Annotated in this window: 21 protein-coding genes; 15 read left to right on the top strand and 6 right to left on the bottom strand. The window is 52.6% G+C overall.

The window, feature by feature from the left end; all coding sequences use genetic code 11:
- Position 1 precedes the first annotated feature (1 nt).
- The 3 genes from dnaN (at position 2) to gyrB (ending at position 4,769) form a co-directional block, all read left to right on the top strand.
- Positions 2-1,102, top strand: a complete 1,101-nt coding sequence (gene dnaN / locus ACKQAD_RS09605) for a DNA polymerase III subunit beta (protein WP_039346582.1) — start codon at positions 2-4, stop codon at positions 1,100-1,102.
- A gap of 145 nt (positions 1,103-1,247) precedes the next feature.
- Positions 1,248-2,333: a DNA replication/repair protein RecF gene (gene recF / locus ACKQAD_RS09600; RefSeq protein ID WP_409159958.1), complete on the top strand. Its 1,086-nt coding sequence runs from the start codon at positions 1,248-1,250 to the stop codon at positions 2,331-2,333.
- Between the two features lie 18 nt (positions 2,334-2,351).
- The gene (gene gyrB / locus ACKQAD_RS09595; protein WP_409159957.1) at positions 2,352-4,769 is read left to right on the top strand and encodes a DNA topoisomerase (ATP-hydrolyzing) subunit B; all 2,418 of its coding nucleotides are present in this window, start codon (positions 2,352-2,354) and stop codon (positions 4,767-4,769) included.
- Positions 4,770-4,908: 139 nt separating this feature from the next.
- Here the strand turns inward: gyrB and ACKQAD_RS09590 are convergent, their stop codons facing one another.
- From ACKQAD_RS09590 to ACKQAD_RS09580, 3 genes are all read right to left on the bottom strand, one after another.
- Positions 4,909-6,096 (bottom strand): MFS transporter, encoded by a 1,188-nt coding sequence (locus ACKQAD_RS09590; RefSeq protein ID WP_409159956.1) that lies wholly within the window; start codon positions 6,094-6,096, stop codon positions 4,909-4,911.
- Between the two features lie 201 nt (positions 6,097-6,297).
- Positions 6,298-7,485, bottom strand: coding sequence for a mannonate dehydratase (uxuA, locus tag ACKQAD_RS09585; RefSeq protein ID WP_409159955.1), 1,188 nt, complete (start codon positions 7,483-7,485; stop codon positions 6,298-6,300).
- A gap of 43 nt (positions 7,486-7,528) precedes the next feature.
- A complete protein-coding gene (locus ACKQAD_RS09580; RefSeq protein WP_409159954.1) occupies positions 7,529-8,836 on the bottom strand; it encodes an MFS transporter in 1,308 nt (435 codons plus the stop codon).
- Positions 8,837-9,111: 275 nt separating this feature from the next.
- Here ACKQAD_RS09580 and ACKQAD_RS09575 point away from each other — a divergent pair, with 275 nt between their 5' ends.
- Complete coding sequence (locus tag ACKQAD_RS09575) at positions 9,112-9,801, top strand: FadR/GntR family transcriptional regulator (RefSeq protein ID WP_409159953.1); 690 nt, start codon at positions 9,112-9,114, stop codon at positions 9,799-9,801.
- A 52-nt stretch (positions 9,802-9,853) separates the two neighbouring features.
- On the opposite strand, the gene ACKQAD_RS09570 is transcribed toward ACKQAD_RS09575, so the two are convergent.
- Together ACKQAD_RS09570 and ACKQAD_RS09565 are read right to left on the bottom strand one after the other, a co-directional pair.
- Complete coding sequence (locus tag ACKQAD_RS09570; RefSeq protein ID WP_409159952.1) at positions 9,854-11,857, bottom strand: methyl-accepting chemotaxis protein; 2,004 nt, start codon at positions 11,855-11,857, stop codon at positions 9,854-9,856.
- A gap of 264 nt (positions 11,858-12,121) precedes the next feature.
- Positions 12,122-13,135, bottom strand: a complete 1,014-nt coding sequence (locus ACKQAD_RS09565) for a LacI family DNA-binding transcriptional regulator (RefSeq protein ID WP_409160015.1) — start codon at positions 13,133-13,135, stop codon at positions 12,122-12,124.
- 209 nt (positions 13,136-13,344) lie between these two features.
- Here ACKQAD_RS09565 and ACKQAD_RS09560 point away from each other — a divergent pair, with 209 nt between their 5' ends.
- The 5 genes from ACKQAD_RS09560 to yidA all read left to right on the top strand — a co-directional run bounded on the left by ACKQAD_RS09560 (position 13,345) and on the right by yidA (position 17,746).
- A complete protein-coding gene (locus ACKQAD_RS09560; RefSeq protein WP_409159951.1) occupies positions 13,345-13,650 on the top strand; it encodes a PTS sugar transporter subunit IIB in 306 nt (101 codons plus the stop codon).
- 16 nt (positions 13,651-13,666) lie between these two features.
- Positions 13,667-14,980: a PTS sugar transporter subunit IIC gene (locus tag ACKQAD_RS09555; RefSeq protein ID WP_409159950.1), complete on the top strand. Its 1,314-nt coding sequence runs from the start codon at positions 13,667-13,669 to the stop codon at positions 14,978-14,980.
- A complete protein-coding gene (locus ACKQAD_RS09550; RefSeq protein ID WP_409159949.1) occupies positions 14,967-15,299 on the top strand; it encodes a PTS lactose/cellobiose transporter subunit IIA in 333 nt (110 codons plus the stop codon). Before ACKQAD_RS09555 ends, ACKQAD_RS09550 begins: the two co-directional genes overlap by 14 nt.
- 33 nt (positions 15,300-15,332) lie before the next feature.
- Entirely contained in the window at positions 15,333-16,775 is a 1,443-nt protein-coding gene (locus ACKQAD_RS09545) for a 6-phospho-beta-glucosidase (RefSeq protein WP_409159948.1), read from the top strand.
- A gap of 155 nt (positions 16,776-16,930) precedes the next feature.
- A complete protein-coding gene (gene yidA / locus ACKQAD_RS09540) occupies positions 16,931-17,746 on the top strand; it encodes a sugar-phosphatase (RefSeq protein ID WP_409159947.1) in 816 nt (271 codons plus the stop codon).
- A 143-nt stretch (positions 17,747-17,889) separates the two neighbouring features.
- Here the strand turns inward: yidA and ACKQAD_RS09535 are convergent, their stop codons facing one another.
- Complete coding sequence (locus ACKQAD_RS09535) at positions 17,890-18,786, bottom strand: LysR substrate-binding domain-containing protein (protein ID WP_409159946.1); 897 nt, start codon at positions 18,784-18,786, stop codon at positions 17,890-17,892.
- 142 nt (positions 18,787-18,928) lie between these two features.
- Between ACKQAD_RS09535 and ACKQAD_RS09530 the strand changes: the two genes are divergently transcribed.
- The 6 genes from ACKQAD_RS09530 (at position 18,929) to ACKQAD_RS09505 (ending at position 25,371) form a co-directional block, all read left to right on the top strand.
- Positions 18,929-20,479 carry an ABC transporter substrate-binding protein gene (locus tag ACKQAD_RS09530; protein WP_409159945.1) on the top strand — a complete coding sequence of 517 codons (1,551 nt, stop codon included), beginning with the start codon at positions 18,929-18,931 and terminating at the stop codon, positions 20,477-20,479.
- Between the two features lie 69 nt (positions 20,480-20,548).
- On the top strand, positions 20,549-21,433 hold the full coding sequence (locus tag ACKQAD_RS09525; protein WP_409159944.1) for a dihydrodipicolinate synthase family protein: 885 nt from the start codon (positions 20,549-20,551) through the stop codon (positions 21,431-21,433).
- 93 nt (positions 21,434-21,526) lie between these two features.
- Complete coding sequence (locus tag ACKQAD_RS09520; RefSeq protein ID WP_409159943.1) at positions 21,527-22,480, top strand: nucleoside hydrolase; 954 nt, start codon at positions 21,527-21,529, stop codon at positions 22,478-22,480.
- 1 nt (position 22,481) lies between these two features.
- Entirely contained in the window at positions 22,482-23,489 is a 1,008-nt protein-coding gene (locus ACKQAD_RS09515; RefSeq protein WP_409159942.1) for a nucleoside hydrolase, read from the top strand.
- Positions 23,489-24,466 (top strand): ABC transporter permease, encoded by a 978-nt coding sequence (locus ACKQAD_RS09510; protein WP_409159941.1) that lies wholly within the window; start codon positions 23,489-23,491, stop codon positions 24,464-24,466. The genes ACKQAD_RS09515 and ACKQAD_RS09510 overlap by 1 nt, the downstream gene beginning before the upstream one ends.
- Positions 24,463-25,371: an ABC transporter permease gene (locus tag ACKQAD_RS09505; RefSeq protein WP_409159940.1), complete on the top strand. Its 909-nt coding sequence runs from the start codon at positions 24,463-24,465 to the stop codon at positions 25,369-25,371. The genes ACKQAD_RS09510 and ACKQAD_RS09505 overlap by 4 nt, the downstream gene beginning before the upstream one ends.
- The last annotated feature ends 19 nt before the right edge of the window (positions 25,372-25,390 follow it).

The raw sequence follows: 25,390 nt of genomic DNA, 5'->3' as shown, positions 1-25,390 counted from the left end.
TATGAAATTTATTGTTGAACGCGAACGTCTGTTAAAGCCATTACAACAGGTCAGCAGCCCGCTAGGCGGCCGGCCGACTTTACCGATTCTGGGCAACCTGCTGATTCAGGTGACGGAAGGTGCGCTGTCGCTGACCGGTACCGATCTGGAAATGGAGATGGTGGCGAAAGTGGCGCTGACGCAGCCGCATGAGCCGGGTGCCACGACCGTTCCTGCCCGCAAACTGTTTGATATTTGCCGCGGGCTGCCGGAAGGCGCGGAAATCACCATTATGCTGGATGGCGATCGCATGTTGGTGCGCTCTGGTCGCAGCCGTTTCTCGCTGTCTACGCTCCCCGCAGCGGATTTCCCGAATCTGGATGACTGGCAGAGCGACGTTGAATTTTCGTTGCCGCAGGCGACGATGAAGCGTTTGATCGAGGCGACGCAGTTTTCGATGGCGCATCAGGATGTTCGCTACTACCTCAACGGTATGCTGTTTGAAACCGAAGGCGAAGAGCTGCGCACGGTCGCGACCGACGGTCACCGCCTGGCAGTCTGCTCCATGCCGGTTGGTCAATCTTTACCATCACATTCGGTGATCGTGCCGCGTAAAGGCGTGATGGAGTTGGTGCGTTTGCTGGATGGCGGCGATACACCGCTACAACTGCAAATCGGCAGCAACAACATTCGCGCGCATGTCGGCGACTTTATTTTCACGTCGAAGCTGGTTGATGGTCGTTTCCCTGATTATCGTCGCGTCTTGCCGAAGAACCCGGATAAAACGCTGGAGGCCAGTTGCGATCTGCTCAAGCAGGCTTTCTCCCGTGCGGCGATTTTGTCGAATGAGAAATTTCGCGGCGTGCGCCTGCACCTGATTCAGAACCAGCTTAAAATTACTGCCAACAACCCAGAGCAGGAAGAAGCGGAAGAGATTCTGGATGTGCAGTACGACGGCACTGAGATGGAAATCGGCTTTAACGTCAGCTATGTACTGGATGTGCTGAACGCGCTGAAGTGCGACGGTGTGCGTTTGCTGTTGACCGATTCCGTTTCCAGCGTGCAGATCGAAGATAGCGCCAGCCGGGCGGCGGCTTATGTCGTCATGCCAATGCGGTTGTAGAATTATCGGGCTATTTTACTTGCCCATTTGCGATTGGGCAGTGCTCGCAATCCTCACGTACTCTTTGTACGATCCGGTTGCTGTGCGCTGGCCGCACGCAACTGGCCTGCGACAATAACGCCCTCCCATATAAGATATCTGCAACATGGCCCTTACTCGTCTTCTCATTAAAGATTTCCGCAATATCGAAGCGGCCGATCTGGCGCTGGTTCCCGGTTTTAACTTTTTAGTGGGTGCCAACGGCAGCGGTAAAACCAGCGTGCTGGAAGCGATTTATACGCTAGGGCACGGGCGGGCGTTTCGCAGTATTCAGGCGGGGCGCGTAATTCGTCATGATCAGCCGGAGTTTGTGCTGCATGGCCGTATTGACGGTACGGAAACGGAACGTTCTGTCGGGTTAAGCAAAAACCGTCAGGGCGACAGCAAGGTGCGGATTGACGGTAGTGACGGTCATAAAGTGGCTGAACTGGCGCAACTGCTGCCGATACAGCTGATCACGCCGGAAGGGTTTACCCTGCTCAACGGCGGGCCGAAGTTTCGGCGCGCCTTTCTCGACTGGGGGTGTTTCCATAACGAACCCGGCTTTTTCGTGGCCTGGAGCAACATGAAGCGTGTGTTGCGCCAGCGTAATGCGGCGCTGCGTCAGGTGAGTCACTATGGACAGCTTCGAGCCTGGGATCAGGAATTGGTACCGCTGGCGGAACGTATCAGCGAATGGCGCGCGCAGTACAGCACGGCGATTGCTAATGATATCGCCACGACCTGTACACAATTTTTGCCTGAATTTTCTCTCAGTTTCTCTTTCCAGCGCGGCTGGGATAAAGAAAGTGAGTATGCTGAACTGCTGGAACGGCAGTTCGAACGCGACCGTATGTTAGGTTATACGGCGCTGGGGCCGCATAAAGCCGATTTCCGCATCCGCGCCAGCGGCGTGGCGGTCGAGGATATGCTGTCCCGTGGTCAGCTCAAGCTGCTGATGTGTGCGCTGAGGCTGGCTCAGGGTGAATTTCTCACCCGTCAGAACGGACTGCGCTGTCTGTATCTGATCGATGATTTTGCTTCCGAACTGGATAGTACCCGCCGCCGTTTGCTGGCTGAACGGTTGAAAGCCACCCATGCACAGGTTTTTGTCAGTGCGGTTAGCGCTGAACAGATAGAAGACATGGTTGGTGAAAAGGGCAAGATGTTCCGCGTGGAACAGGGTAAAATAACGGTTCAATCACAGGACTAAAATGAGCGAGAAACGTTGATGTCGAATTCTTATGACTCCTCAAGTATCAAGGTATTGAAAGGACTGGATGCGGTACGTAAACGCCCAGGTATGTATATCGGCGATACGGACGACGGTACCGGCCTGCATCACATGGTATTCGAGGTTGTGGACAACGCTATCGACGAAGCGCTCGCTGGCTATTGTAAAGACATTATCATCACCATCCATGCTGATAACTCGGTATCGGTGCAGGATGATGGCCGTGGTATTCCGACGGGGATTCACCCGGAAGAGGGGGTGTCTGCGGCTGAAGTGATCATGACCGTTCTTCATGCTGGCGGTAAGTTCGATGATAACTCGTATAAAGTCTCCGGGGGTCTGCACGGCGTTGGGGTTTCCGTGGTTAACGCCCTGTCGGAAAAACTGACGCTGGTTATCCACCGCGATGGAAAACTCCACGAGCAGACTTACAAACACGGCGTGCCGCAGGCACCGCTGGCGGTGACGGGTGAAACGAATCGAACCGGTACGACGGTGCGTTTCTGGCCGAGTCATGAAACGTTCACCAACGTGGTGGAGTTCGAATATGAGATTCTGGCTAAGCGCTTGCGTGAGCTGTCGTTCCTGAACTCCGGTGTCTCTATTCGCTTGATCGACGAGCGTGAGAAAGATAAAGCCGATCACTACCATTATGACGGCGGCATCAAGGCGTTCGTTGATTACCTGAACCGTAACAAAACGCCAATTCACCCGAACGTGTTTTATTTTTCGACGATGAAAGATGACATTGGCGTGGAAGTGGCATTGCAGTGGAATGATGGTTTCCAGGAAAACATTTACTGCTTTACCAACAACATTCCACAACGTGACGGGGGGACGCATCTGGCCGGTTTCCGTGCCGCGATGACGCGTACGCTAAATACCTACATGGATAAAGAAGGCTACAGCAAGAAAGCCAAAGTCAGCGCCACCGGTGATGACGCGCGTGAAGGGCTGATTGCCGTGGTTTCCGTAAAAGTGCCAGATCCGAAATTCTCCTCGCAGACTAAAGACAAGCTGGTTTCTTCCGAAGTGAAAACTGTTGTTGAATCGCTGATGAACGAGAAGCTGGTGGATTACCTGATGGAAAACCCGTCAGACGCCAAAATTGTGGTCGGTAAAATTATTGATGCTGCACGTGCCCGCGAAGCGGCGCGTAAAGCCCGTGATATGACACGCCGTAAAGGCGCGCTCGATCTGGCTGGTCTGCCGGGCAAACTGGCGGACTGTCAGGAACGTGACCCGGCACTGTCTGAACTGTACCTGGTGGAAGGGGACTCAGCGGGCGGCTCTGCCAAGCAGGGGCGTAACCGTAAGAATCAGGCGATTCTGCCGTTGAAGGGTAAAATCCTGAACGTGGAGAAAGCCCGTTTCGACAAGATGCTGTCCTCGCAGGAAGTCGCGACACTGATCACTGCGCTGGGCTGCGGCATTGGCCGCGATGAGTACAACCCGGACAAACTGCGCTATCACAACATCATCATCATGACCGATGCGGACGTGGATGGTTCACACATCCGTACCCTGTTGTTGACGTTCTTCTACCGTCAGCTGCCTGAAATTGTTGAGCGTGGCCACGTGTATATTGCGCAGCCGCCGCTGTACAAAGTGAAAAAAGGCAAGCAAGAACAGTACATCAAAGATGATGAAGCGATGGATCAGTACCAGATTATGCTGGCACTGGACGGCGCGACGCTGCACACCAATGCTCAGGCACCTGCTTTGGCCGGTGAACCGCTGGAGAAGCTGGTTTCTGAACACTATGCGGTACAGAAGCTGATTGGTCGTATGGAACGTCGCTTCCCGCGTGCGTTGTTGAACCGCCTGATCTATCAACCGACGCTGTCAGCAGACGATTTGAACGAGCGTGAAAACGTGCAGGCGTGGTCGGAATCGCTGGTTAGCAGCCTGAACGAAAACGAAGTGCACGGTAGCACCTACAGCTTTGTTATTCACCATGATGAAGAACGCAGCGTATTTGAACCGGCGCTACGCGTGCGTACGCACGGTGTGGATACCGATTATCCGCTGGGCACAGGCTTCGTCGCGGGTAGCGAATATCGCAAATTGAATCAGTTGGGTGAAAAACTGCGCGGCCTAATCGAAGAAGATGCGTACATCGAACGTGGTGAGCGTCGTCAACCGGTTGCCAGCTTTGAGCAGGCGCTGGAGTGGCTGGTGAAAGAGTCCCGTCGTGGTCTGACCGTACAGCGTTATAAAGGTCTGGGTGAAATGAACCCGGAACAATTGTGGGAAACCACGATGGATCCGACCAGCCGTCGTATGATGCGTGTGACGGTGAAAGACGCGATTGCCGCTGATGAGCTGTTCACAACCTTGATGGGGGATGCGGTTGAACCGCGCCGTGCGTTTATCGAAGAGAACGCCCTGAAAGCGATGAACATCGATATCTGATTCGGTCTACGTTGTTATTTTTATCTAAGCCAGCTCACTGTGGAGCTGGCTTTTTTATGGCGAGCTTCCTGCTCGCCACTCTTTGGGCCGACATCAAGCGATGTTGAAAAACGTTCCCTACGTTTTTTTATTCTTTTTATCAGGCTAATGTACGCCGCTTGGCGCTGCGCATTTCCTGTAGCAGCGTGATAAAAGCCGTGATGAGCATAAAGATGACGGCAGACCAGAAAATGGCGTGAGGGTGACCGTGATCCAGCAGCCAGCCGAACAGCACCGGCCCCGCGGCACCACCAATGTTGAAACCGGTGGAGACAATTCCAAACACCCGTCCTTCCGCCCCCGGCGGTGAAGCGGCGCGTACCAGCATATCCCGCGAAGGGGCGATCATGCCGGAAAGGAAACCGGCAGCGGCCAGCAACGGTACTAGCACGATAGTTGGTAAGGAATACAGGGCAACAATACTGACCAAAACGGCTGTCATGGCCAGCGCTGCTGTTGCCACCAGCCCGTGGCGCTTGGTTTTATCCGCCAGTGCGCCGCCAGCCAGTACGCCAAAGGCGCTGGCGAACAGGAACGCGGTAAGTGCCACGTTAGCCTGTGACAGCGGCAAATCGTATCCCGTGACTAACGCCGTCACCGAGAAGTTCTGGATTGAGCCCGTACTTAAATTCAGCAGCAGGAAGAGAATCAGGAGCGCCAGAATTGGTAGCGTGAACACAGGCGCACGCGATTTGCCCGGCTGGGTGCTTGCCGCCGCCGCAGGCTTCACTCGGCTCGGTTCATCGCGATCGGTCAGAAGCAGCGGTATTGTCAGTAAGCCTATGATGCCGGAAACGATGAAGGCGCTATTGATGCCGGAAAAAGCGGCAATGGACAGTAGAATCCCTGGCGCAATAGCGGTGCCAAGAAAGCCGGAGAAGGTATGTACCGAGAACGCGCGGCCCATACGTTTTTCATCAATCCCGCGTGACAGTAAGGCATAGTCTGCTGGGTGATAAACCGCGTTTGCCACGCCAGCCAACCCCATCGCGGCGACCAGCCAGACATAGCTGCCTGAGAAGCCGAGTGAGAGAAAACAGAGGCTTCCGAGTGCCAAACCTGCGGTTAACGTGCGGCGCGCGCCGATGCGATCCACCATGAAGCCAATCGGTGTCTGCACACAGGCGGAGACAATGTTGAATACGCTAAGCGCAAACCCGAGCTCGACAAAACTGATATCACGCTGGGCTGACAGCAGAGGAATAAGCGCAGGCAGCACCATCATATGGAAGTGACTCACCAAATGCGCTGAGGAGATTTGCGCCAATAATGGAATGTGTATCTTCATTGGGTTACTCATGAAAGGGGAGGAAAGCGCGTCTGTTCTTAATCTTATGCGTCATGAGCTTAGCATACGTTTATATGCTTTAGATCGGTGGGATAAGACAAGCGGTTTGACAAGATGGCAGGCGACGTTTGTGACAATGTGGTGGAGGAAAAGCCGACCTTGCGGAGATCGCAAGGTCGGCTAATTGAGTGACGTTAACAGCTAGTCTTGTGAGAAGAACGTCTTTTTCAATGCCACTTCGACGCCACGGACTTCAGCAAGCCCACGCAGACGACCGATCGCAGAGTAACCCGGATTGGTCCTTTTCTTCAGGTCATCGAGCATTTGGTGACCGTGGTCGGGACGCATCGGAATGGCGCGTTGATTCCCCTTACGGCGGCGTTTTTGTTCTTCTGCGAGCACAGCTTTCACCACGCCAACCATATCGACATCGCCATCCAGATGGTCGGCTTCATGGAAACTGTTTGGATTGGCTTCACGTTTAGTGGCACGCAGATGCATAAAGTGAATGCGGTCAGCGTAGGTTTCCGTCATTTTTACCAGATCGTTATCCGCGCGTACACCGTATGAACCGGTACACAGCGTAAAGCCATTGTGGATACTATCGACGGTTTCTTTTAGCCACTGCATGTCTTCAATCGTTGAGACAATACGCGGTAGCCCCAAAATTGGGCGCGGTGGATCGTCCGGGTGAACAGCCAGTACGATGCCTGCTTTTTCGGCCACGGGTACGATGGCTTTCAGGAAGTAAGCCATATTTTCCCGCAGCTTAGTGTGATCGATACCCTTATAACGGTCTAACTGCGCCTGAAATTGATCGAGCGTATAGCCTTCTTCCGCTCCAGGCAGACCCGCAATAATATTACGGGTCAGCGTATCAATATCCTGCGCGCTCATGGACGCAAAATAGGCGCTTGCCTCTGCACGTTCAGCGTCATTGTAGTCCTGTTCTGCGCCGGGACGTTTGAGGATGTGCAATTCGAACGCGGCGAATGCAATGTGATCAAACCGCAGGGCGCGGGAACCATCCGGCATCGGGTATGCCAGATCGGTACGTGTCCAGTCCAATATCGGCATGAAGTTATAGCAGACCGTGTCAATGCCGCAGCCTCCGAGATTACGCAGTGATTGCTGGTAGTTGGCGATATATTCCTGATAGCGACCTGTGTGCGTCTTGATTTCTTCGTGTACGGGAATGCTCTCAACCACAGACCAGACCAAGCCTTTTTCGGCCAGGAGTGCCTGCCGTTTTTGGATTTCTTCTACCGGCCATACTTCGCCATTCGGGATATGATGCAGTGCAGTGACAATACCGACCGCTCCTGCCTGACGAGCGTCATCTAGTGATACGGGGTCGTTAGGGCCGTACCAGCGCCATGTATGTTCCATAATGTTACTCCTTGCTACTGAATATCGAAAATAGGTGGCGATGTTATGCTTCTGGGGCTTCTTCTATAGGGTCTTTCACGATAAAGAAGTAAGCCAGTGCCCCTGCAAAAGTCACACACGAGCACACCACAAGTGCCAGATTAAATGAGTGCGTTTTGTCCACGACCCAGCCGGTGACGATAGGGGCGAAGGACGCGAAAATGAAGCTACCGAAATTCTGGATGCTGCTGACTGAAGCAACCATACGCGAGGGGGCCATCACCTGTACCAAACCCCACGCTGATGTTCCCGCGAAGTGGACAAAAAATAGCGCCAGACTGATAAACGCGACAGCCATTGACGTGGATGTCGATTGAACAACCAGCAGCGTACATGCCGCAGAGCACACCAGACCCAGACAGATGAGTGCCTTACGGCTTTTAGCAAGGGAGTAGCCTCTGCGCGCCAGCCGATCCGCCACGGTGCCATTGATGAGCATGCCGATAGAACCAAAAAGGAAGGGAATGGCAGCAACCCATCCGGTGTTTGCCAGACTCAGGCCGCGTTCAGCCTGAAGGTAACCCGGTAGCCAGGAGAGATACAACCAGCCGGTGTAGTTGACACCGCTAAAGCCAAGGATCATCCCCCATACGGTGCGGCGTTTAAACAATGCGCCCCATTCTGTTAGCGTAACCCGTGTTTGCGATGCGGGTTTGGTGCCCGCATTGAGGTAGTCTTTCTCTTCCTGAGTCAGCGCGAATTTGTCACGGTTGCGATACCAGGCATACCAGCACAATGCGATGGCGATACCCGCGACACCAATGATGACAAACATCATACGCCAGCCAAATGCCAGCATCAGCGCGACCAGGATCGGTGGTGCGAAAGCCTGGCCGATTGTGGTCGATGAATTGAAGATCCCCATTGGCAGGCCGCGTTCTTTTGCGGTGAACCAATCGTTGATCACTTTTACGCCACTGGGCATAAAAGGGGCTTCACCGATCCCCAAACCAATACGCAACATGATGAAATGTGAGAAATTATTCACCATTCCAGCCAGCGCCTGCATACTTGACCAGAACAGCAAACCGGCACCCAGTACAACGCGAGGGCCAAAGCGGTCGAGTAACAGCCCGCTGGGTAACTGCGAAATGCCATAGGAGAGTGAAAAAGCGGAGAGAAGCACGCCAAATTCCGTGGCAGACAGTCCCAGATCGGCACGAATGGCTTCGTTTGCAATTGACAACGAACCGCGATCGAGAAAATTGATGATCCCTGCAAGAAACAGTAAAAGCAAAGAAACAGTCTGGATACGTTTAAGCCGTTCAGTACGCTGCGCTGTCGGCGAGTGATCCAATGAGGTGGTAGACATTATTTTTATCCTCAACAGCAATCAGAATCTTTTAGAACCCTGGAATATTTTATGGAGCAATATTGTTGGGGTGGATTAATGGTCTGGTGGTCAGGCCACCAGACCTTGAAAAGTATTTCGTAAGATGACGTTCATTACTGTGATGTATTTCTCATTATCTTTTGTTGTGCGTCATGGTCACCGTAGATGAAAGAGGCGAGCGAACTCTCCGCATATGTTAAGATTCGCCTCAGAATCGTACAGCCCACGCAAGCCTGAAGTCGGTTGGAGGAGTTATGGATTTACCCGCGCTCAAAGTGGAGCGTTTGTACCGTCAAATATCAAATCTGCTGATTAACTGCATTCAGAATGGGCAGTTTTTACCGGGAGATATGCTGCCCTCAGAGCGGGATTTGGCTAAACAGCTCAATGTAAGTCGTTCTTCGATCCGTGAAGCATTGATTGCACTAGAAATTACCGGGTGGGTCGAGATTCGCACGGGGAACGGCGTGTTTGTCAGCAACCCATTGCCTCTGGCTGCGCAGTCGCAACCAGAGGAGGAATTCAGCCTTAAATCATTGATTCTGGCTCGTCAGGCTTTTGAAGGGTTATTGGCGGAAATGGCGGCGCGCAACGGTAGCGAAGATCAACGAACCGAGCTAATGGAGATTATGCAGGATCTCGCAAAGCTCAATGCTAACGATGAAAAATTTCTGAGCGAAGATAAGCGCTTTCATTTGCTGATTGGTGAAATGAGCGGTAATGAAGTGCTACGTGACATGGTGGAAAACTTGTGGAACAAACGCACAAGTTCACGCTTTGTCCGGCTGGAAAGCCACTACGCGCAGGAGGATTTTCCCGTAGCGTTACAGCAAGATCACCATGATATCGCCATGGCGATTGTGGAGCGTGATCCCGTGCGTGCGCGTGCTTGCATGGAGCGCCATCTACAGCATGTTTATGATCGGCTGTTTAGCAACGCCTAAACCTCGACACCTACCGCACTGCCTGGCGTGGTAGGTGTTGGGACGGCACGGGTTAAGAGAGTTTAAATACCAGCACGGTTTGCGCAAGCTGTCTGGCTTGTTCTTCCAGCGATGCGGCGGCAGCCGTCGCTTCCTGCACCAGTGCGGCGTTCTGCTGGGTGACGCCGTCCATCTCGTGAACGGCCTGCGTCACTTGACTGATTCCGCGCGATTGTTCATCCGATGCGGAGACGATCTCATCCATGATGTCTTTTACCGACGTTACTGCACGGAGCATGTCCTGCATGGTCTCACCGGCGCTCTGAACCAGCGTAACGCCGCTGTCGACGCGGCTGGCGGATTCCGTAATCAGCGCAGTGATATCTTTTACGGCACTGGCGCTACGCTGCGCGAGGTTGCGCACTTCGTTGGCAACAACGGCAAAACCACGCCCTTGTTCGCCCGCTCTGGCGGCTTCTACCGCTGCGTTGAGTGCCAGAATATTAGTCTGAAACGCAATACCGTTTATGATGCTGGTAATATCGGCAATCTTCTTCGAACTATCGTCGATTTCCCCCATGATTTGAACAACCTGACCGACAATCTTGTCGCCTTTCTGAGCGATGTGGGCCGCGTTTTGCGCCAGCGTTGTGGCGTTATGGGCGTTATCCGCATTCTGTTTCACCGTCGCCGTAATCTGTTCCATGCTGGCGGCAGTCTCTTCCAGAGCTGCTGCCTGCTGCTCGGTACGTGAGGCCAAATCGGTGTTGCCTGCCGCAATTTCCGTCGCACCGTGGCTGACGGATTCACTGGTGCTAATCAACTGCTCGGCGATATCCCTCAACTGCGCCTGCATAGCGTTCATGGCATAAAAAATACTGCTGTCGTCCTTCGATTGTACGGGGATGATCTGCGTCAGATCACCCTGTGCGACGGACAGGGCGATCTGTGCCGCCTGAGAAGGTTCCCCACCGATAGGGCGAGCGACCTTGCGATTAAAGATGACACCCAGTACGCCGGAAACCACCACGATACTTAACACCATTAGCAGCAACGCCACGTTACGCTGTTGCACCGTTTCCGCCATCACCACATTAACGGGGGCAGACAGGCCGAGCATCCAGGGTGTGCCAGTATTACCGATGGTGACTGGCACATACACGTTAAACGCGGACGTGTTCAGCACGGGACTGTCACGTTCAATCTGATAAGGCTGCCCTGTGGTGACATGCTCAAGCAGAGTTGGATCGTTTTCAATTTTTTTGGTCACCCGCGCTTTATCGGGGTGAGCAATGTAGGCACCAGAGTGGGACAGCAATTGGGCGTAGCCCGTTCCCTCATAGGGTTTTATGTTGTTGGTAAGCTGTTGCAGCGTATCCAGCGCAAAATCCGCGGTGACGGAACCGTAAAACTTATTGTTGATGATGATGGGCACGGCAATGGAGGTCAGCAGGACATCAACGCCGTTGTAAGGGTAGCTATACGGTTCCAGAATTACTTCTTTCTGGAGTTTCTTCGGCAGCAGATAGTAATCACCGCTGCCGGGTGTTTCATAATCCACCAGATTATGCAGTGCAATGTTGCCTGCGGTATCGCGGTCAACATAGCGGACGAAGCGACCCTGCGGATCCTGATCGGGCTGGCCAGCGTACTCCCGATCTTTGCCGTCGAACGCATCAGGTTCCCATGCCAGCGACATCGAAAGGAAATCAGGGTGACTTTTCAGCGCATTCTTCAGCAGTGTTTCTGCGGTTTTCCGGTCGGCGTTTCCCGCTTCTTGCAGGCTGACAACGCTCTGCACCAGATTGCGTGCCGCATGTAGCGCGTCATCCAGTTTCTGCTGAATCAGATAGCTGTTGGTATACGCCGTTTGCTCAAGATACTGCTGTGCGATGGTCTTTTGTTGCTGGCCGGATTGCCAGATCAGTAGGCCGATAGTGACAATAAAACCGAGGGCGATAGTGGTGACCCCCGCCAGGAGCATCAGCATCTGTGTACTGAGTTTTCTTTTTGACGCGCTTAGTGAGGAGTAGATGGATGGGGTGCTATGATGAGTCGATGGCAGTGTTGTTGACATATGCGTAATATCCCCTGAGATATAAGCGCCGAAAGGCGACTTTTTCATAAAATAATCAATACATTAAAATCCTTTGTTTTTATGGGGCATTCCTTTATATGACTCATGTTTTTGTAATTTAAATCACAATTTAATTATCGGCGGGAAAAAAGGTCTCTTTAGGCTGTTCACGAAAATGTCACAAATCAGCGCGGTCATAAACGGGCATCAATGTGATAACGGATGCGAGGTGAGGCGTGACACCTCACCGAGTGAGTGGGGAGGTTAAGCGGCAGGGCCTTTGCTGACGGAATCGCGGATAATCAATTCGCCCTTGAAGTCAGGCACAGGCACGACGGTTTCACCCTCCAGGCGGCACAGCAGTTTCTCAAGGGTATAGTTAATCATCTCGGCGACGGGGACGTGTACGGTAGTGAGCGGCGGGTAGAACCATGAGGCCATCGGCAAATCGTCGAACCCTAGCAGTGAAACATCCTGCGGAATCGTCAGGCCGTGTTCGCGCAACGCTTTTGCCGCGCCAATCGCCATATCGTCATTGCTGGCGATCAGTGCGCTGAAAGCGGTCGCCTGTTGCAGCAGGATTTTTGCTGCCGTATAGCCGCTGTCATGGGTCCAGTCGCCAGATGCCACCAACCTGTCGCTATAGGGAATGCCGTTTTCTTCCAGCGCCTGCCGGTATCCCGCCAGTCGACTCGCGCCGGTGGGAGAATTCGCCGATCCGCAGATAAACGCAATATCACGGTGACCCTGCGCAATCAGGTAATTGACGGCATTATGGCAGTGTTGCTGGTGGTCGGCGCAGATGCCATTATCACTGTGTTGATGTAGCGTGCGGTTAACAACCATGATCGGCTGTTCATGCTGTTCGATAATGCTTTCCAGCGCATCGATAGAAAGAAAGCGCGGATAGATAATGACGGCATCGCAGCGTAAATCGAGCAGGAACTGAATCGCTTCCTGTTCTTCTTCGGCACTGTGTTTGCCATCCGCCATGATGAGCTGCCGACCATATTTTTCCGTCATCGTCGCCGTTTGGAACAACAATTCGCTGAAATAGGGGCCGCTGTATAGCGTATTGGTCACGACCAAACCAATGATTTGCGATTTGCTCGTGGCGAGCTGGCGCGCCAGCAGGTTGGGCCGGTAGCCAATCTCTTCGATCGCCTGGAATACCCGATCCCGTGTAGTTTTACTGACGTAGTTATTCCCTGTCAGCACGCGTGATACGGTGGCTTTGGAGACACCGGCTTTTTTCGCTACATCGAGCATGGTTACCATCGCACTTTCCCGTTCTCCTGTACTGCCTGATGTCGTCATTATAGGGATATCTCCTCCTTTTTATCATCAATAGAGATTATGGGGATAAAAATATTCCCTGATTTCGCTATTTATGATCGCCTTCAAAAAACAGTAAAAACAATATGAAACCGGTTGCATATTATTTTTCGTCTTGCTTGAATAATAAAAAACGGACGGTGAGGTGCAGTATGAATAAGATTTTACTCTGTTGCGCAGCAGGAATGTCTACCAGCATGCTGGTACAGCGGATGGAAAAGATCGCCGAGCAAAAAGCGATCGCTGTTGAGATAAAAGCCGTGGGTTTTGAAGAGTTTAATGAACTGATTGATCAATATGACTGTTGCCTTCTTGGCCCGCAAATTAAGTATAAGCTTCCTGAATTCAAAGCAATAGCTGACGAGAAAGCGAAGCCGATTGCGGTTATTAATATGGTTGATTACGGCATGATGAATGGGGAGAAAGTCCTTAACGATGCTCTGGCGATGATCAACTAATATAACGGGAGGGATAATGAGTAAATTAACTGAATCATTATTCAACGTTATTGAAAACCGTATTAGCCCGGTTGCGGCGAAACTTTCCAGTCAGCGTCATGTTGTGGCAATTAAGGATGGATTCATTGCCTCCATGCCTTTCTTAATTGTCGGCTCTTTTATGATGTTATTCGCTCATCCGCCTTTTAGCCCGAATAGTGAATGGGCTTTTGCGCAGTGGTGGCTGGGGATGGTGGAACGCCACGGCGAACAAATCATGATGCCCTACAATATGACGATGGGTATTATGGCGGTATATATCACCAGCGCCATCGCTTATAATCTGGCGCAGAGCTATAAAATGAACGGTTTTATGGCGGCCAGTCTGGCGCTGATGTCGTTTATGGTGGTAGCGGCACCGCAAATCGACAAAAGCCTGCCAGTTGGGTCGCTGGGCGGCGAAGGGATTTTCACCGCGATTATTGTGGCGATCTATTCGACGGAGCTGATGCATTTTTTGCAGAAGCACAATATTGGCATCCGCTTGCCGGAACAAGTACCGCCGAAAATACGCCAGTCTTTTGATTTGCTGATCCCGATTCTTGCTATCTTCCTGACGCTTTTCCCGCTTAGCCTGTTTATGCAGAGCCAGTTCGGCATGCTGCTACCGCAGGCGATTATGGCCATCTTTGCGCCGATTATTTCGGCATCTGATTCGTTGCCTGCCATCCTGATCGCGGTGCTGCTCTGCCACCTGCTGTGGTTTGCCGGGATTCACGGTGCCGTTATCGTCGGCGGCATTTTGCAGGCGTTCTGGCTGACCAACTTAGGGATCAATCAGGAAGCGTTTAACGCGGGCGCACCGATCACCAAAATCTTTATTGAACCCTTCTGGCAGTTTTTCATCACAGTAGGCGGCTCGGGAGCGACCATGGGGCTGGTCTTTCTCTATCTGCGCAGTCGTTCTGCTCACCTGCGCTCCATCGGTAAGCTGGCCGTGGTGCCGAGCATGTTTAACATCAATGAACCGGTGATTTTTGGTTCACCCGTCGTGATGAACCCGCTGCTGTTTATCCCGTTTATTACTGCGCCGTTGGTGAACGCCACCCTTGCCTATATCGCGTTAAAAACCGATTTGGTGCATCGCGTCATTTCTCTTGCTCCCTGGACAACGCCGGGCCCGATTGGCGCAGCCTGGTCTACGGGATGGGACTGGCGTGCGGTAGTGCTGGTGGGGGTACTGATTGTCGTCTCGTCCTTAATTTATTACCCCTTCTTCAAAATGTATGAACGTCAGCTGATCGAACAAGAAGCGGGCACAGCAGAGGAGGCCGTCAATGGTGATCGATGAAACCACGATAATGGAACTAATTATCTATGCGGGAGAGGCACGCTCTAGCTCAATGGAGGCGCTGAGCGCCGCCAGAAAATATGACTGGGACAAGGCTGAGGAACTGCTGAACACGGCTTCCGTTGCGGCGCGCAAAGCCCATCAAATCCAGACGGCCTTGATTGGTGCCGATGAGGGCAGCGGGAAAATCCCGGTCAACCTGATTCTGGTTCACGCGCAAGATCACCTGATGAACGCCATGCTATGTCATGAACTGGTGGAAGAGATGATTCAACTGCATCGGGAAATAGCCTCCCTGAAAAATCTTATAAATGAATAACATGTAAATCTGAACTAACGAAAAGGAAACAAGATGTCTGTTGAACAATTACCGAAAGACTTTCTGTGGGGCGGCGCGGTAGCGGCGCATCAAGTTGAAGGTGGTTGGGATCAAGGCGGAAAAGGCGTCAGTATCTGCGATGTCCTGTCCGGCGGCGCTCACGGCGTTGATCGTGTGATTACGGATGGCGTACAGCCTGGTGTTAGCTATCCGAATCATCAGGCGGTGGAGTTCTATTCCCACTATAAGCAGGATGTCGCCCTGTTCGCTGAAATGGGCTTCAAATGCTTTCGTACCTCGATTGCCTGGACACGTATTTTCCCTAATGGTGATGAGCTGGAGCCGAATGAAGCGGGTCTGCAATTCTATGACGATCTGTTCGATGAATTACTGAAATACAACATCGAGCCAGTGATTACGCTGTCCCACTTCGAGATGCCGTATCATCTGGTTAAGCAGTACGGCGGCTGGCTGAACCGTAAAGTGGTGGATTTCTTTGTGCGCTACAGCGAAGTGGTCATGAAGCGTTATCAGTCCAAAGTGAAATACTGGATGACCTTCAATGAGATCAACAACCAGCGTAATTGGCAATATCCGCTGTTTGGCTACTGCTGTTCCGGCGTGATTTTCACCGATCACGATAAGCCAGAGCAGGCGATGTACCAAACGCTGCACCACCAGTTTGTCGCCAGTGCGAAAGTGGTAAAGCTGGGTCATGAGATTAACCCGAACTTCAAAATTGGTTGCATGCTGGCGCTGGTGCCGATCTATCCGTGGTCATGCCATCCGGATGACGTGATGTTTGCACAGGAAGCGATGCGTGAGCGCCACCTGTTCGGTGATGTGCAACTGCGTGGTTACTATCCGTCTTACATCCTGAAAGAGTGGGCGCGCAAAGGCTATCAGATTGATATGCAGCCGGAAGATGAACAGACGCTGCGTGAAGGCTGCACGGATTATCTGGGCTTTAGCTACTATATGAGCAGCGCGGTGCAGTTGGCGGCAAAAGGCCAGAAAAAAGAAGATGCAATTACGGGCTTTGACGGCGGCGTGAAAAACCCGCATGTGAAGGCATCGGAATGGGGCTGGCAGATCGACCCGGTTGGCCTGCGCTATACGCTGAACAGCTTCTACGAGCGTTATCAGAAACCGATGTTCATCGTCGAAAACGGTTTTGGCGCAGTAGACAAGGCGGAAGCTGACGGCAGTATTAACGATGATTACCGCATCGAATACCTCAAAGCACATATCGAGCAGATGAAGAAAGCTGTCATGGAAGACGGCGTGGAACTGATGGGCTATACCCCGTGGGGCTGTATCGACTGTGTGTCGTTTACGACTGGTCAGTACAACAAGCGCTATGGTTTTATCTACGTGGATAAACACGATGATGGCACTGGCACGTTCAAGCGCTCGAAGAAAAAGAGCTTTGACTGGTATAAGAAAGTGATCGCCAGCAACGGTACCGAACTATAACGGCGATTGCAGGAAACGTTGGTCACAGGGCCGTGCTTAACCGCACGGCTTTTTACGTTGCGTGTCATATGCCTGTCACCCTGCCGTATTTCACTAACGACTTCATCACTGAATCGGGTTAGCATGAAAACAGATAACCTGATGCTGGAAAAACTATGTCTGTAAAACTGATCGCTATTGATATGGACGGGACGTTACTGACGCCCCAAAACCACATTTCGCCTGCGGTAAAAGCCGCGATTGCCGCCGCCAGAGGGAAAGGCGTACAGGTGGTGCTGGCTACTGGCCGCCCCTACATCGGCGTTGAGCGCTATTTGATGGAGCTGGATTTGCAGCAGGAAGGCTGTTACTGCATCACCAACAACGGTGCGCTGGTGCAGCGTACGGTCAACGGTGACTGCGTAGCGCAAACCGCGCTGAGCTTCGACGACTATCTCTATTTCGAAGCGCTGGCCTGCAAACTTGGCGTCCATTTCCACGCGCTGGATTTCAATTTTGTCTACACCGCCAATAAAGACATCAGTCCTTATACCATCCATGAATCCCACCTGACCGGGATGCCGTTGAAGTATCGTGCGGTGGAAGAAATGGATCGCAGCCTGACGTTCCCGAAAGTGATGATGATTGATGAACCAGAGATTCTGGATCGCGCCATTAGCCAGGTTCCACCGGAAGCCTTTGAACGCTATACCATCATGAAAAGCGCCGAATACTATCTGGAAATTTTGGATAAGCGCGTCAACAAAGGTGAAGGCGTGAAGATGCTGGCGAAGCACCTCGGTATTCCACGCGAAAGCGTCATGACGCTGGGCGACCAGCAGAACGATCTGGCGATGATTCGCTATGCGGGTATCGGCGTCGCGATGGGCAACGCCATCGACGAAGTGAAAGAAGCCAGCCAGTTCGTTACTAAAACTAACATGGAAGACGGCGTCGCTTACGCGATTGAGAAATTTGTGCTGAATACCTGATTAGAGAGATATAACGCTGAATAGCCATCATTGATGGCTATTTTTATTAAATTAATCATATTGTCATTTATTTTTTATAAATCCATTCCCCAATCGTCATTATTCAATAAATACATTAATAAAATAACAGCTTTGGCTGGCAGTTATTTTAATTCCAGACTATTCGTTATTTTTTCTTTCATAACCTGCGTGATGTGATTTACCACCTGGCTGCGAGGAATTTGGGGGGGATAAACCGCGCAATACGCCATTTTTATATCAGGATTGAAAGGCTTAACGATAACGGGGGACTGGCTGTTTAGCGCGGTAATAAAATCCACCACGCCGATGCCGACGTTTCTTGACGCCAGCGTGCAGCAGTTAGCCATCGAGGTTTCGATAGGGTTATGCAGATAAATTTGCTCTTTTCTGGCGGAGATATCGATCTGCGCCCGCAGCGGCGTGGTTCTGCCTGGCAGAATCGCGCGCGTACCAGCCAGATCGGCAAGTGTAATTTCATCCGCTGTGGCAAGTGGGTGATTCATCGCTAACACCGCGACAGCGCTGGCGTCCGCCAGGGGTTCGGCCTCCAGACCTTTAATGCCCGGCTGGCCAAAAATAAAACCCACGTCATAGTGATTTTCAGAAATGGCATTCGTAATGCAACTGCTGCTTTCGATGTCTAAAAACAGGGAAAGATCGGGGTACTTCTTGAGTAAGGTAGGGACAACCTGATCAGAACAAAGAAACGAGAACGCCTGGACGGCGGCGATGCGCAGGACGCTGCCCTTGGCGTGGCGAATTTCATCGGCAATCAGCCCGATTTGATCCAGCCCAAAGTAAAGACGTTCGACTTCCCGATATAGCTTCATCGCCTCGGCGCGTGGAATCAGGCCACGTCCGTCTCTGTCAAACAGCTTCAGATTCAACGCATCTTCAAAGTCTTTAATGAGCCGACTGACCGCGGGCTGGGTGATGTACATCATGTTGGCGGCAGCCGTGATGCCCCCGGTGAGGATGACTTTATGAAAGGCTTCAACCTGACGGGGATTGATACGCATGCTCGTCACCTTTAAACATAACATTTAGTTATCAATTTAACACAAAATGCAATTTTTCATTATCCAATCTGGCGCATAGACTCACAATCATAAGATTTAATACACTTCATCAGTACTCAATCATGGAATAGAGGGTTAGTGAATGAAGAAATCAACGCTGGCGTTATTGTTTACCGTTTTATTTTCATCTTCACCTTTGGTTTATAGCGCCGACCTGAATATCGGTTTAGCGTCCTCCACCACTTCCATGGATCCGCAGTTTTATGTGGGTGGAGCGAATAGCGCAATGGCGCGCAATATTTTTGACGGTTTGGTTGTACAGGATGAAAAACAGCAGATTGCACCTGCCCTGGCAACCAGTTGGAAAGTGATTGACGACAAGACGTGGGAATTTGTATTGCGTCCTGGCGTCAAGTTTCACGACGGCAGTGATTTTACGGCTAAAGATGTGATTGCCAGCATTAAACGTATTGCGCTGGCATCGAAAAACAGCCCTAGCTCTTACGCACCTTACGTCAGCGACATTGCTGACGTAACAGAAATTAATCCTTTAACGGTGCGGATTAAGACAAAAGAGGCGTCGCCGCTGCTGCTGAATAATTTAAGTCGGATTTCGATTTTACCAGCCCGACTTGAGAACGTCCCGACGGAAACGTTGAATTCAGGAAAAGATGTGATTGGTACAGGGCCATTCAAATTTGTTTCCTGGGTGCCGGACGACCGGGTAGTCCTTGCACGTAACGATGATTACTGGGGAGGAAAAGCAGAGTGGGACAACGTTACTGTCCGTGTATTTAAAAACAGTAGTGCACGAGTAGCAGCCGTATTATCCGGTGATGTGGACATGATTGAAAACGTTCCAACAGCCGACAGTAGTAATATTGAAAAAAATCAGCAGTTAAAAACGATTTCAACACCAGGGAATCGTGTTATTTACCTTCACATGGACCAGCAGCGAGATGAATCACCGTTCGCCAAAGGTCCTGATGGTAAAAACCCATTACTAAAAAAAGAAGTGCGCCAGGCGATGTCTTTAGCGATTAATCGCCAGGCAATCGTCGACCGTGTGATGGAGGGGCAGGCTGTTGTTGCCTCTCAGCTTGTACCGAAGGGGTATCCAGGCTATTCCGCCTCCATTCCTGCGCCGGTTTATAATCCGGAGAAAGCCAAACAGGAACTGGCGGCGGCGGGTTACCCCAACGGCTTCACGCTGACTTTCCACGCGTCGAACGATCGTTATCCTAATGATTCTAAAATTGCTCAGGCCATTGGCCAAATGTTCACACGCGCCGGCATCAAAACCGAAGTGGTCACGATGCCCGGCAGTGTGTACTTCTCACGTGCGTCTCGTCAGGAATTTAGCTTGATCATGGGCGGGGCCGCGATTGAAACCGGGGAAGCTTCTGGCGTATTGGGGCCATTGTTGGAAACCTTTGGCCCCAATGCGGGACAAGGTAATCGTGGTCGCTATTCCAGTCCTGTCTTTGATAAAACGCTGAACGAAGCGCGTCTCACTCTGGATGAAACCAAACGTGATGCGTTGCTGGCTGAGGCGATGAACATTGGCATGAACGATCTGGGTGTCATTCCGGTGATGTTCCTGTCCAACACCTGGGCGATGAAAAAGCAGTATACTTATGTGGGCCGTTCTGATGCCTACACGCTGCCGTACTTCGTCCGTTCCGCAAAATAGTTACCTTTCAGTCATGACCCAAAAGGGGTGAGGTTTTCACCCCTTATTACCGATAACAAGGAGAGCGGTGTGAATACATTTAGCGGTGTTTTTCCCTATTTGGTGTCACCCGTCAGGCCCGATGGTCAGGTCGATAAGCCCGTTCTGGCGCAGCTCACTGAACATCTTATTCAATGCGGTGTACATGGCGTCGTACCGTTAGGCAGCACCGGCGAATTTGCCTATCTCTCTGCGGCTCAGCGTCTGGATGTGGTCAAAACGGTGATCGAGACAACGGCAGGCCGTGTGCCGGTTATCGCTGGTGTCGCCTCTACCACCATTCAGGATGCCGTTGAGCAAACAAAACGCTACGTCGAACTGGGTGCGAATGGCATTCTTGCCGTGCTGGAAGCCTATTTTCCCCTGAAAGACGAAGGCGTCGAACAGTATTTCCGCGCCATTGCCGAAGCCGCACAGGGTAAACCGGTGGTGCTTTACACCAATCCGCAGTTCCAGCGCTCCGATTTGAGTTTGCCCGTCATCGAACGTCTGAGCCATGTCAGCAATATTAGCTACATCAAAGACGCCTCGACCAATACCGGGCGCTTGCTGTCCATTATCGAACGTACCCGTGGCCGGATGGAGGTCTTCTCTGCGTCCGCGCATATTCCCGCCTGCGTGATGCTGATTGGCGGCGTGGGCTGGATGGCTGGCCCGGCGTGTATCGTTCCCAAACAGAGTATTGCTTTGTATGAGGCTGCCCGCGCGGGTGACTGGAACAAAGCAATGGAGCTTCAGCGTCCGCTGTGGCGCATCAATGAAATCTTTGCCCGTTATTCCATTGCTGGCTGTATTAAAGCGGCGCTGCAATTGCAGGGATTTGCGGTAGGCGATCCGTTGCCGCCTCAACTGCCGCTGGATGAAAAAGCGCGTAAGGAGATCGCTGACGTTCTGGCGTCTGTCGATTCCCTCTGATAAACACATTTGTTATTTTCACGCTGTAGAGGTGGGGGCTGCACCTTGACGCTTTGCTGTACCTATTAAAAAGAGAAAAGGAATCACCGAGGGATGAGTGCGTTACCTATTATTATTGATTGTGATCCGGGGATAGATGACGCGATTGCGCTATTAAGTGCATTTGTGGCACCAGAGTTGGATATTCGCGGTATTTGCACGGTGTGCGGTAACCAGCCGTTGGAAAAGACAGTGCATAATGCGTTGCAAATTGTTGAATTAGGTCAGCGGACGGATATCCCGGTCTTTGCCGGTTGCCACCGGCCGTTGTTGCGTGCACCGATCCACGGCCAGTTCCACGGCGAAAGCGGATTGGGCCAGACGGTGCTGCCTGTGCCGCAAAAGCAGGCCGAAACGCAGCATGCGGTGAATTTTATTATCGAGCAGTGTCGGCGGGCGATCGCTGACGGTACACCGATCACGCTGTGTACGTTAGGGCCATTAACCAATGTGGCGATGGCGCTGCGTATGACGCCTGAGATTGCCGACGGTATTGCGCGCATTGTGATGATGGGCGGCGCATATCGGGAAGCGGGCAACCGTAGCCTGACATCTGAATTTAATATGATCGCCGATCCGCAGGCGGCGAAGGTGGTGTTTGATTCATCGATTGCCCTCGTTGCACTCCCGCTGGATGTGACGCATCAGGTGATTTTGACGCCGGAATTAGTGGCGCGTTTTCTTGCATTATCTGGACGCATTTCTGCGCCGTTAGGTGAAATGATGGCGTTTTGGGATCGCAATGACATCCGTCGCTATGGTTCACGCGGCGGCCCGCTACATGATCCGTTGGTCATTGCCTGGGTGCTGGCGCCGCACTGCTTCACGACGGAAAAAGCCAGCGTTTACATTGAGCAGGAAAGCGAGCTGTGCATGGGGCAGACCGTTGCCGACTGGTACGGAAAAACTGACCGTCAGCCGAATGTGGATGTGGTGACGGGGGTTAATGCCAAACAGGTTGTCGAGCTGTTTGCTGACCTATTGAGCCGCTATGGAGAGGGTGTCTGACATGGTTCGAGAACGCATTATTATTGATACCGATCCCGGCGTTGACGATGCGATAGCCATCTGGCTGGCATTGGCTTCGCCTGAACTGGACGTTCTTGGTATCACCGCTGTGGCGGGTAATGTGCCGCTTGCCGCCACGCTACAGAACGCCTGCAACGTGGTTGCCCTGACGGGCAGAATCGATGTGCCCATTTTTGCAGGTGCCTCACGCCCGCTCATTCGCGAACAGGTTTTTGGTAAATACGCCCATATTGGCACATTTTCCTCTGACTGGGTGCCGGAAAGTACGCTGTCGCCGGAACAGGAACACGCTGTCGATTTTCTGGTGCGGATGACGCGCCAGGCCGCAGCCGACAATAATCCAATCACCCTTTGTTCGATCGGCCCGATGACCAATCTGGCGTTGGCGCTGTGCTTCCACCCTGATGTCGCGCGCGGCATCAAACAAATTGTGTCCATGAGCTGCGCCTTTACCGCAATGGGGAATCGCGTACCGTGGGCTGATTTCAACGTCTATGCCGATCCCCATGCGGCGGAAATTGTTTTTTCTTCCGGCGTTCCCGTTGTCATCATGCCGCTGGATATGACCTTTCAGGCGCTGATTCAGACGGAACAGGTTGATGAGATCGAACGTCGCGGTGGTGCGCCGGGCAAGGCGATGGCGGCGCTGTTGCGTACGTTTGACCGTAGCGAAGTGGAACGTTTTGGCCGTGAAGGCGGACCGATTCATGATGCGACCGTTATTGCGTGGTTGCTAAAGCCAGCGCTCTTCACGTCAAAACGTGCTCACGTAGGCGTAGAAGTTGCCGGTAAGACGGCGGGTTACGCGTTTGCCGATTTCTATGACAAATTGGGTGAACCGGAAAATGCGCTGGTCATGCGGGAAATCGACGAACAAGGGTTTCTCGGGCTACTTGCCGAGCGCCTTAGCCATTATGCTTCTGAAGAAGGAAACGCTTCTGAAGACCTCAAGGGTTCTGAAGAACTAAACGGTTCCGGGGGGCGCTAATGGTAGCCTACCTGCTAAGCCGAATCGGACAAACGCTGCTGACGCTGGCTGTTATGTCGGTGCTGGTGTTTGTAGGGGTTTATCTGGTCGGTAATCCGGTCGATATGCTGTTGGGCGCGACGGCCACGCCAGCGGAACGGCTGGCGGTGATTCAGTCCTTCGGTCTGGATAAGCCTGTCTGGGAACAGTACGGGCTGTTTGTCTGGAACGCCTTGCAGGGCGACATGGGCAACTCTTTTATCTTTAACCAACCCGCGTTGACGCTGATTTTTCAGCGCATGCCTGCCACGCTCGAACTGGCGATGGTGGCGTTCGTTATGGCGCTGGTTGTCGGTATCCCATTGGGGATTTACGCGGGTCTAAAGCCGGACAGCGTGGTGTCCAAATCCATCATGACTTTCTCCATCCTCGGCTTTAGCCTGCCTACGTTCTGGATTGGGTTGGTGATGATCATGCTGTTCAGCGTGAAGCTGGGTTGGCTGCCGTCGTCAGGCCGGGGCGATACCGATGAACTGTTCGGTATTCCATTCAGTTTTCTGACCCGCGATGGTTTAGAACACCTGCTTTTGCCTGCGTTTAACCTCGCGCTGTTTAAAATCTCGCTGGTTATCCGCCTGATGCGCGCGGGTGTGATGGAGTGTCTGCAACAGGACTATGTGCAGTTTGCCCGTGCGAAAGGGCTGTCGGAAACCCGCATCGTACTGGTTCATGTGCTGCGCAATACGCTCATTCCGCTGATTACCGTGCTGGGGCTGGAACTGGGGTCGTTGATCGCGTTCGCCGTGGTGACGGAAACCATTTATGCCTGGCCAGGCATGGGCAAGCTGATTATCGATTCGATCGCCGTGCTCGACCGTCCGGTTATCCTGGCTTATCTGATGATTACCGTCGTGATGTTCAGCGTGATCAACCTGCTGGTCGATTTGCTGTATGTGCTGGTCGATCCGCGCGTGCGGCTGGGAGGAGACAAGGGATGACGGGGAATACGATACACCAGCCCGCTGCCGTGCAAAAAAATGCTCACCCGGTAATGCGCGTTGTGATGGCGCTGCTCAACGATCGGCTGGCGCTGTGCGGATTGATTATGCTGGCGGTTTTCGTGCTGCTGGCAATGCTTGCCCCGCTTCTGTCGCCGCAGAATCCCTACGATCTGATGCAGCTCGATATCATGGATGGTCGACTCGCCCCGGGTGCGCAGAGCATGGCGGGCATGACCTATTGGCTGGGGACGGACGATCAAGGGCGCGACCTGTTCAGCGCCATTCTGTACGGCACCCGCATCAGCCTGATGGTGGGCTTCTCCAGTGCGGTGTTTGCGCTGCTGATTGGTGCTTCGCTCGGGTTGATTAGCGCCTATGTCGGCGGAAAAACGGATGCGACGATCATGCGTATCGTCGATATCCAGCTCAGTTTCCCGCCCATCCTGATCGCGCTGATTCTGCTGGCGGTGTTGGGGCAAGGGGTTGATAAGATCATCATGGCGCTGGTGGTGACGCAGTGGGCTTACTACGCGCGCACGATTCGCGGTTCGGCGCTGGTGGAACGTCGCCGCAGCTACGTGGACGCGGCGCGCAGCATGGCGCTGCCCAACCGCCGCATCCTGTTTCGCCATATTTTACCGAACTGTCTGGCACCGCTGATCGTGGTGGCAACGATGCGCATCGCCTACGCCATCATGCTGGAAGCCACGCTTTCGTTTCTGGGGATTGGGCTGCCCGTGACGGAGCCGTCGCTGGGGCTGCTGATCGCTAACGGTTTTGAATACCTGATGTCGGGCGACTATTGGATCAGCTTCTTTCCGGGGCTGACACTGCTGCTGCTGATTGTGGCGATCAATCTGGTCGGGGATGCGCTACGCGACATCCTCAACCCGCGGAATTAATCTGTGGGAACGCCCATAG

Source organism: Pectobacterium artocarpous (genome assembly GCF_046159765.1).
Classification (GTDB): Bacteria; Pseudomonadota; Gammaproteobacteria; order Enterobacterales; family Enterobacteriaceae; genus Pectobacterium.
Note: the sequence above shows the minus strand (reverse complement) of the source record. Positions and strands in the feature narration are given on the sequence as shown.

Excerpts from the sequence above, each read along its gene's own strand:
- yidA (WP_409159947.1), top strand. The coding sequence starts at position 16,931 with ATGTCTGTAAAACTGATCGCTATTGATATGGACGGGACGTTACTGACG.
- ACKQAD_RS09575 (WP_409159953.1), top strand. The coding sequence starts at position 9,112 with ATGGATTTACCCGCGCTCAAAGTGGAGCGTTTGTACCGTCAAATATCA.
- recF (WP_409159958.1), top strand. The coding sequence starts at position 1,248 with ATGGCCCTTACTCGTCTTCTCATTAAAGATTTCCGCAATATCGAAGCG.
- ACKQAD_RS09565 (WP_409160015.1), bottom strand. The coding sequence starts at position 13,135 with ATGGTAACCATGCTCGATGTAGCGAAAAAAGCCGGTGTCTCCAAAGCC.
- ACKQAD_RS09545 (WP_409159948.1), top strand. The coding sequence starts at position 15,333 with ATGTCTGTTGAACAATTACCGAAAGACTTTCTGTGGGGCGGCGCGGTA.
- uxuA (WP_409159955.1), bottom strand. The coding sequence starts at position 7,485 with ATGGAACATACATGGCGCTGGTACGGCCCTAACGACCCCGTATCACTA.
- ACKQAD_RS09570 (WP_409159952.1), bottom strand. The coding sequence starts at position 11,857 with ATGTCAACAACACTGCCATCGACTCATCATAGCACCCCATCCATCTAC.
- ACKQAD_RS09550 (WP_409159949.1), top strand. The coding sequence starts at position 14,967 with ATGGTGATCGATGAAACCACGATAATGGAACTAATTATCTATGCGGGA.
- ACKQAD_RS09505 (WP_409159940.1), top strand. The coding sequence starts at position 24,463 with ATGACGGGGAATACGATACACCAGCCCGCTGCCGTGCAAAAAAATGCT.
- ACKQAD_RS09520 (WP_409159943.1), top strand. The coding sequence starts at position 21,527 with ATGAGTGCGTTACCTATTATTATTGATTGTGATCCGGGGATAGATGAC.
- gyrB (WP_409159957.1), top strand. The coding sequence starts at position 2,352 with ATGTCGAATTCTTATGACTCCTCAAGTATCAAGGTATTGAAAGGACTG.
- ACKQAD_RS09515 (WP_409159942.1), top strand. The coding sequence starts at position 22,482 with ATGGTTCGAGAACGCATTATTATTGATACCGATCCCGGCGTTGACGAT.
- ACKQAD_RS09530 (WP_409159945.1), top strand. The coding sequence starts at position 18,929 with ATGAAGAAATCAACGCTGGCGTTATTGTTTACCGTTTTATTTTCATCT.
- ACKQAD_RS09555 (WP_409159950.1), top strand. The coding sequence starts at position 13,667 with ATGAGTAAATTAACTGAATCATTATTCAACGTTATTGAAAACCGTATT.
- ACKQAD_RS09560 (WP_409159951.1), top strand. The coding sequence starts at position 13,345 with ATGAATAAGATTTTACTCTGTTGCGCAGCAGGAATGTCTACCAGCATG.
- ACKQAD_RS09580 (WP_409159954.1), bottom strand. The coding sequence starts at position 8,836 with ATGTCTACCACCTCATTGGATCACTCGCCGACAGCGCAGCGTACTGAA.
- ACKQAD_RS09590 (WP_409159956.1), bottom strand. The coding sequence starts at position 6,096 with ATGAAGATACACATTCCATTATTGGCGCAAATCTCCTCAGCGCATTTG.
- dnaN (WP_039346582.1), top strand. The coding sequence starts at position 2 with ATGAAATTTATTGTTGAACGCGAACGTCTGTTAAAGCCATTACAACAG.
- ACKQAD_RS09535 (WP_409159946.1), bottom strand. The coding sequence starts at position 18,786 with ATGCGTATCAATCCCCGTCAGGTTGAAGCCTTTCATAAAGTCATCCTC.
- ACKQAD_RS09510 (WP_409159941.1), top strand. The coding sequence starts at position 23,489 with ATGGTAGCCTACCTGCTAAGCCGAATCGGACAAACGCTGCTGACGCTG.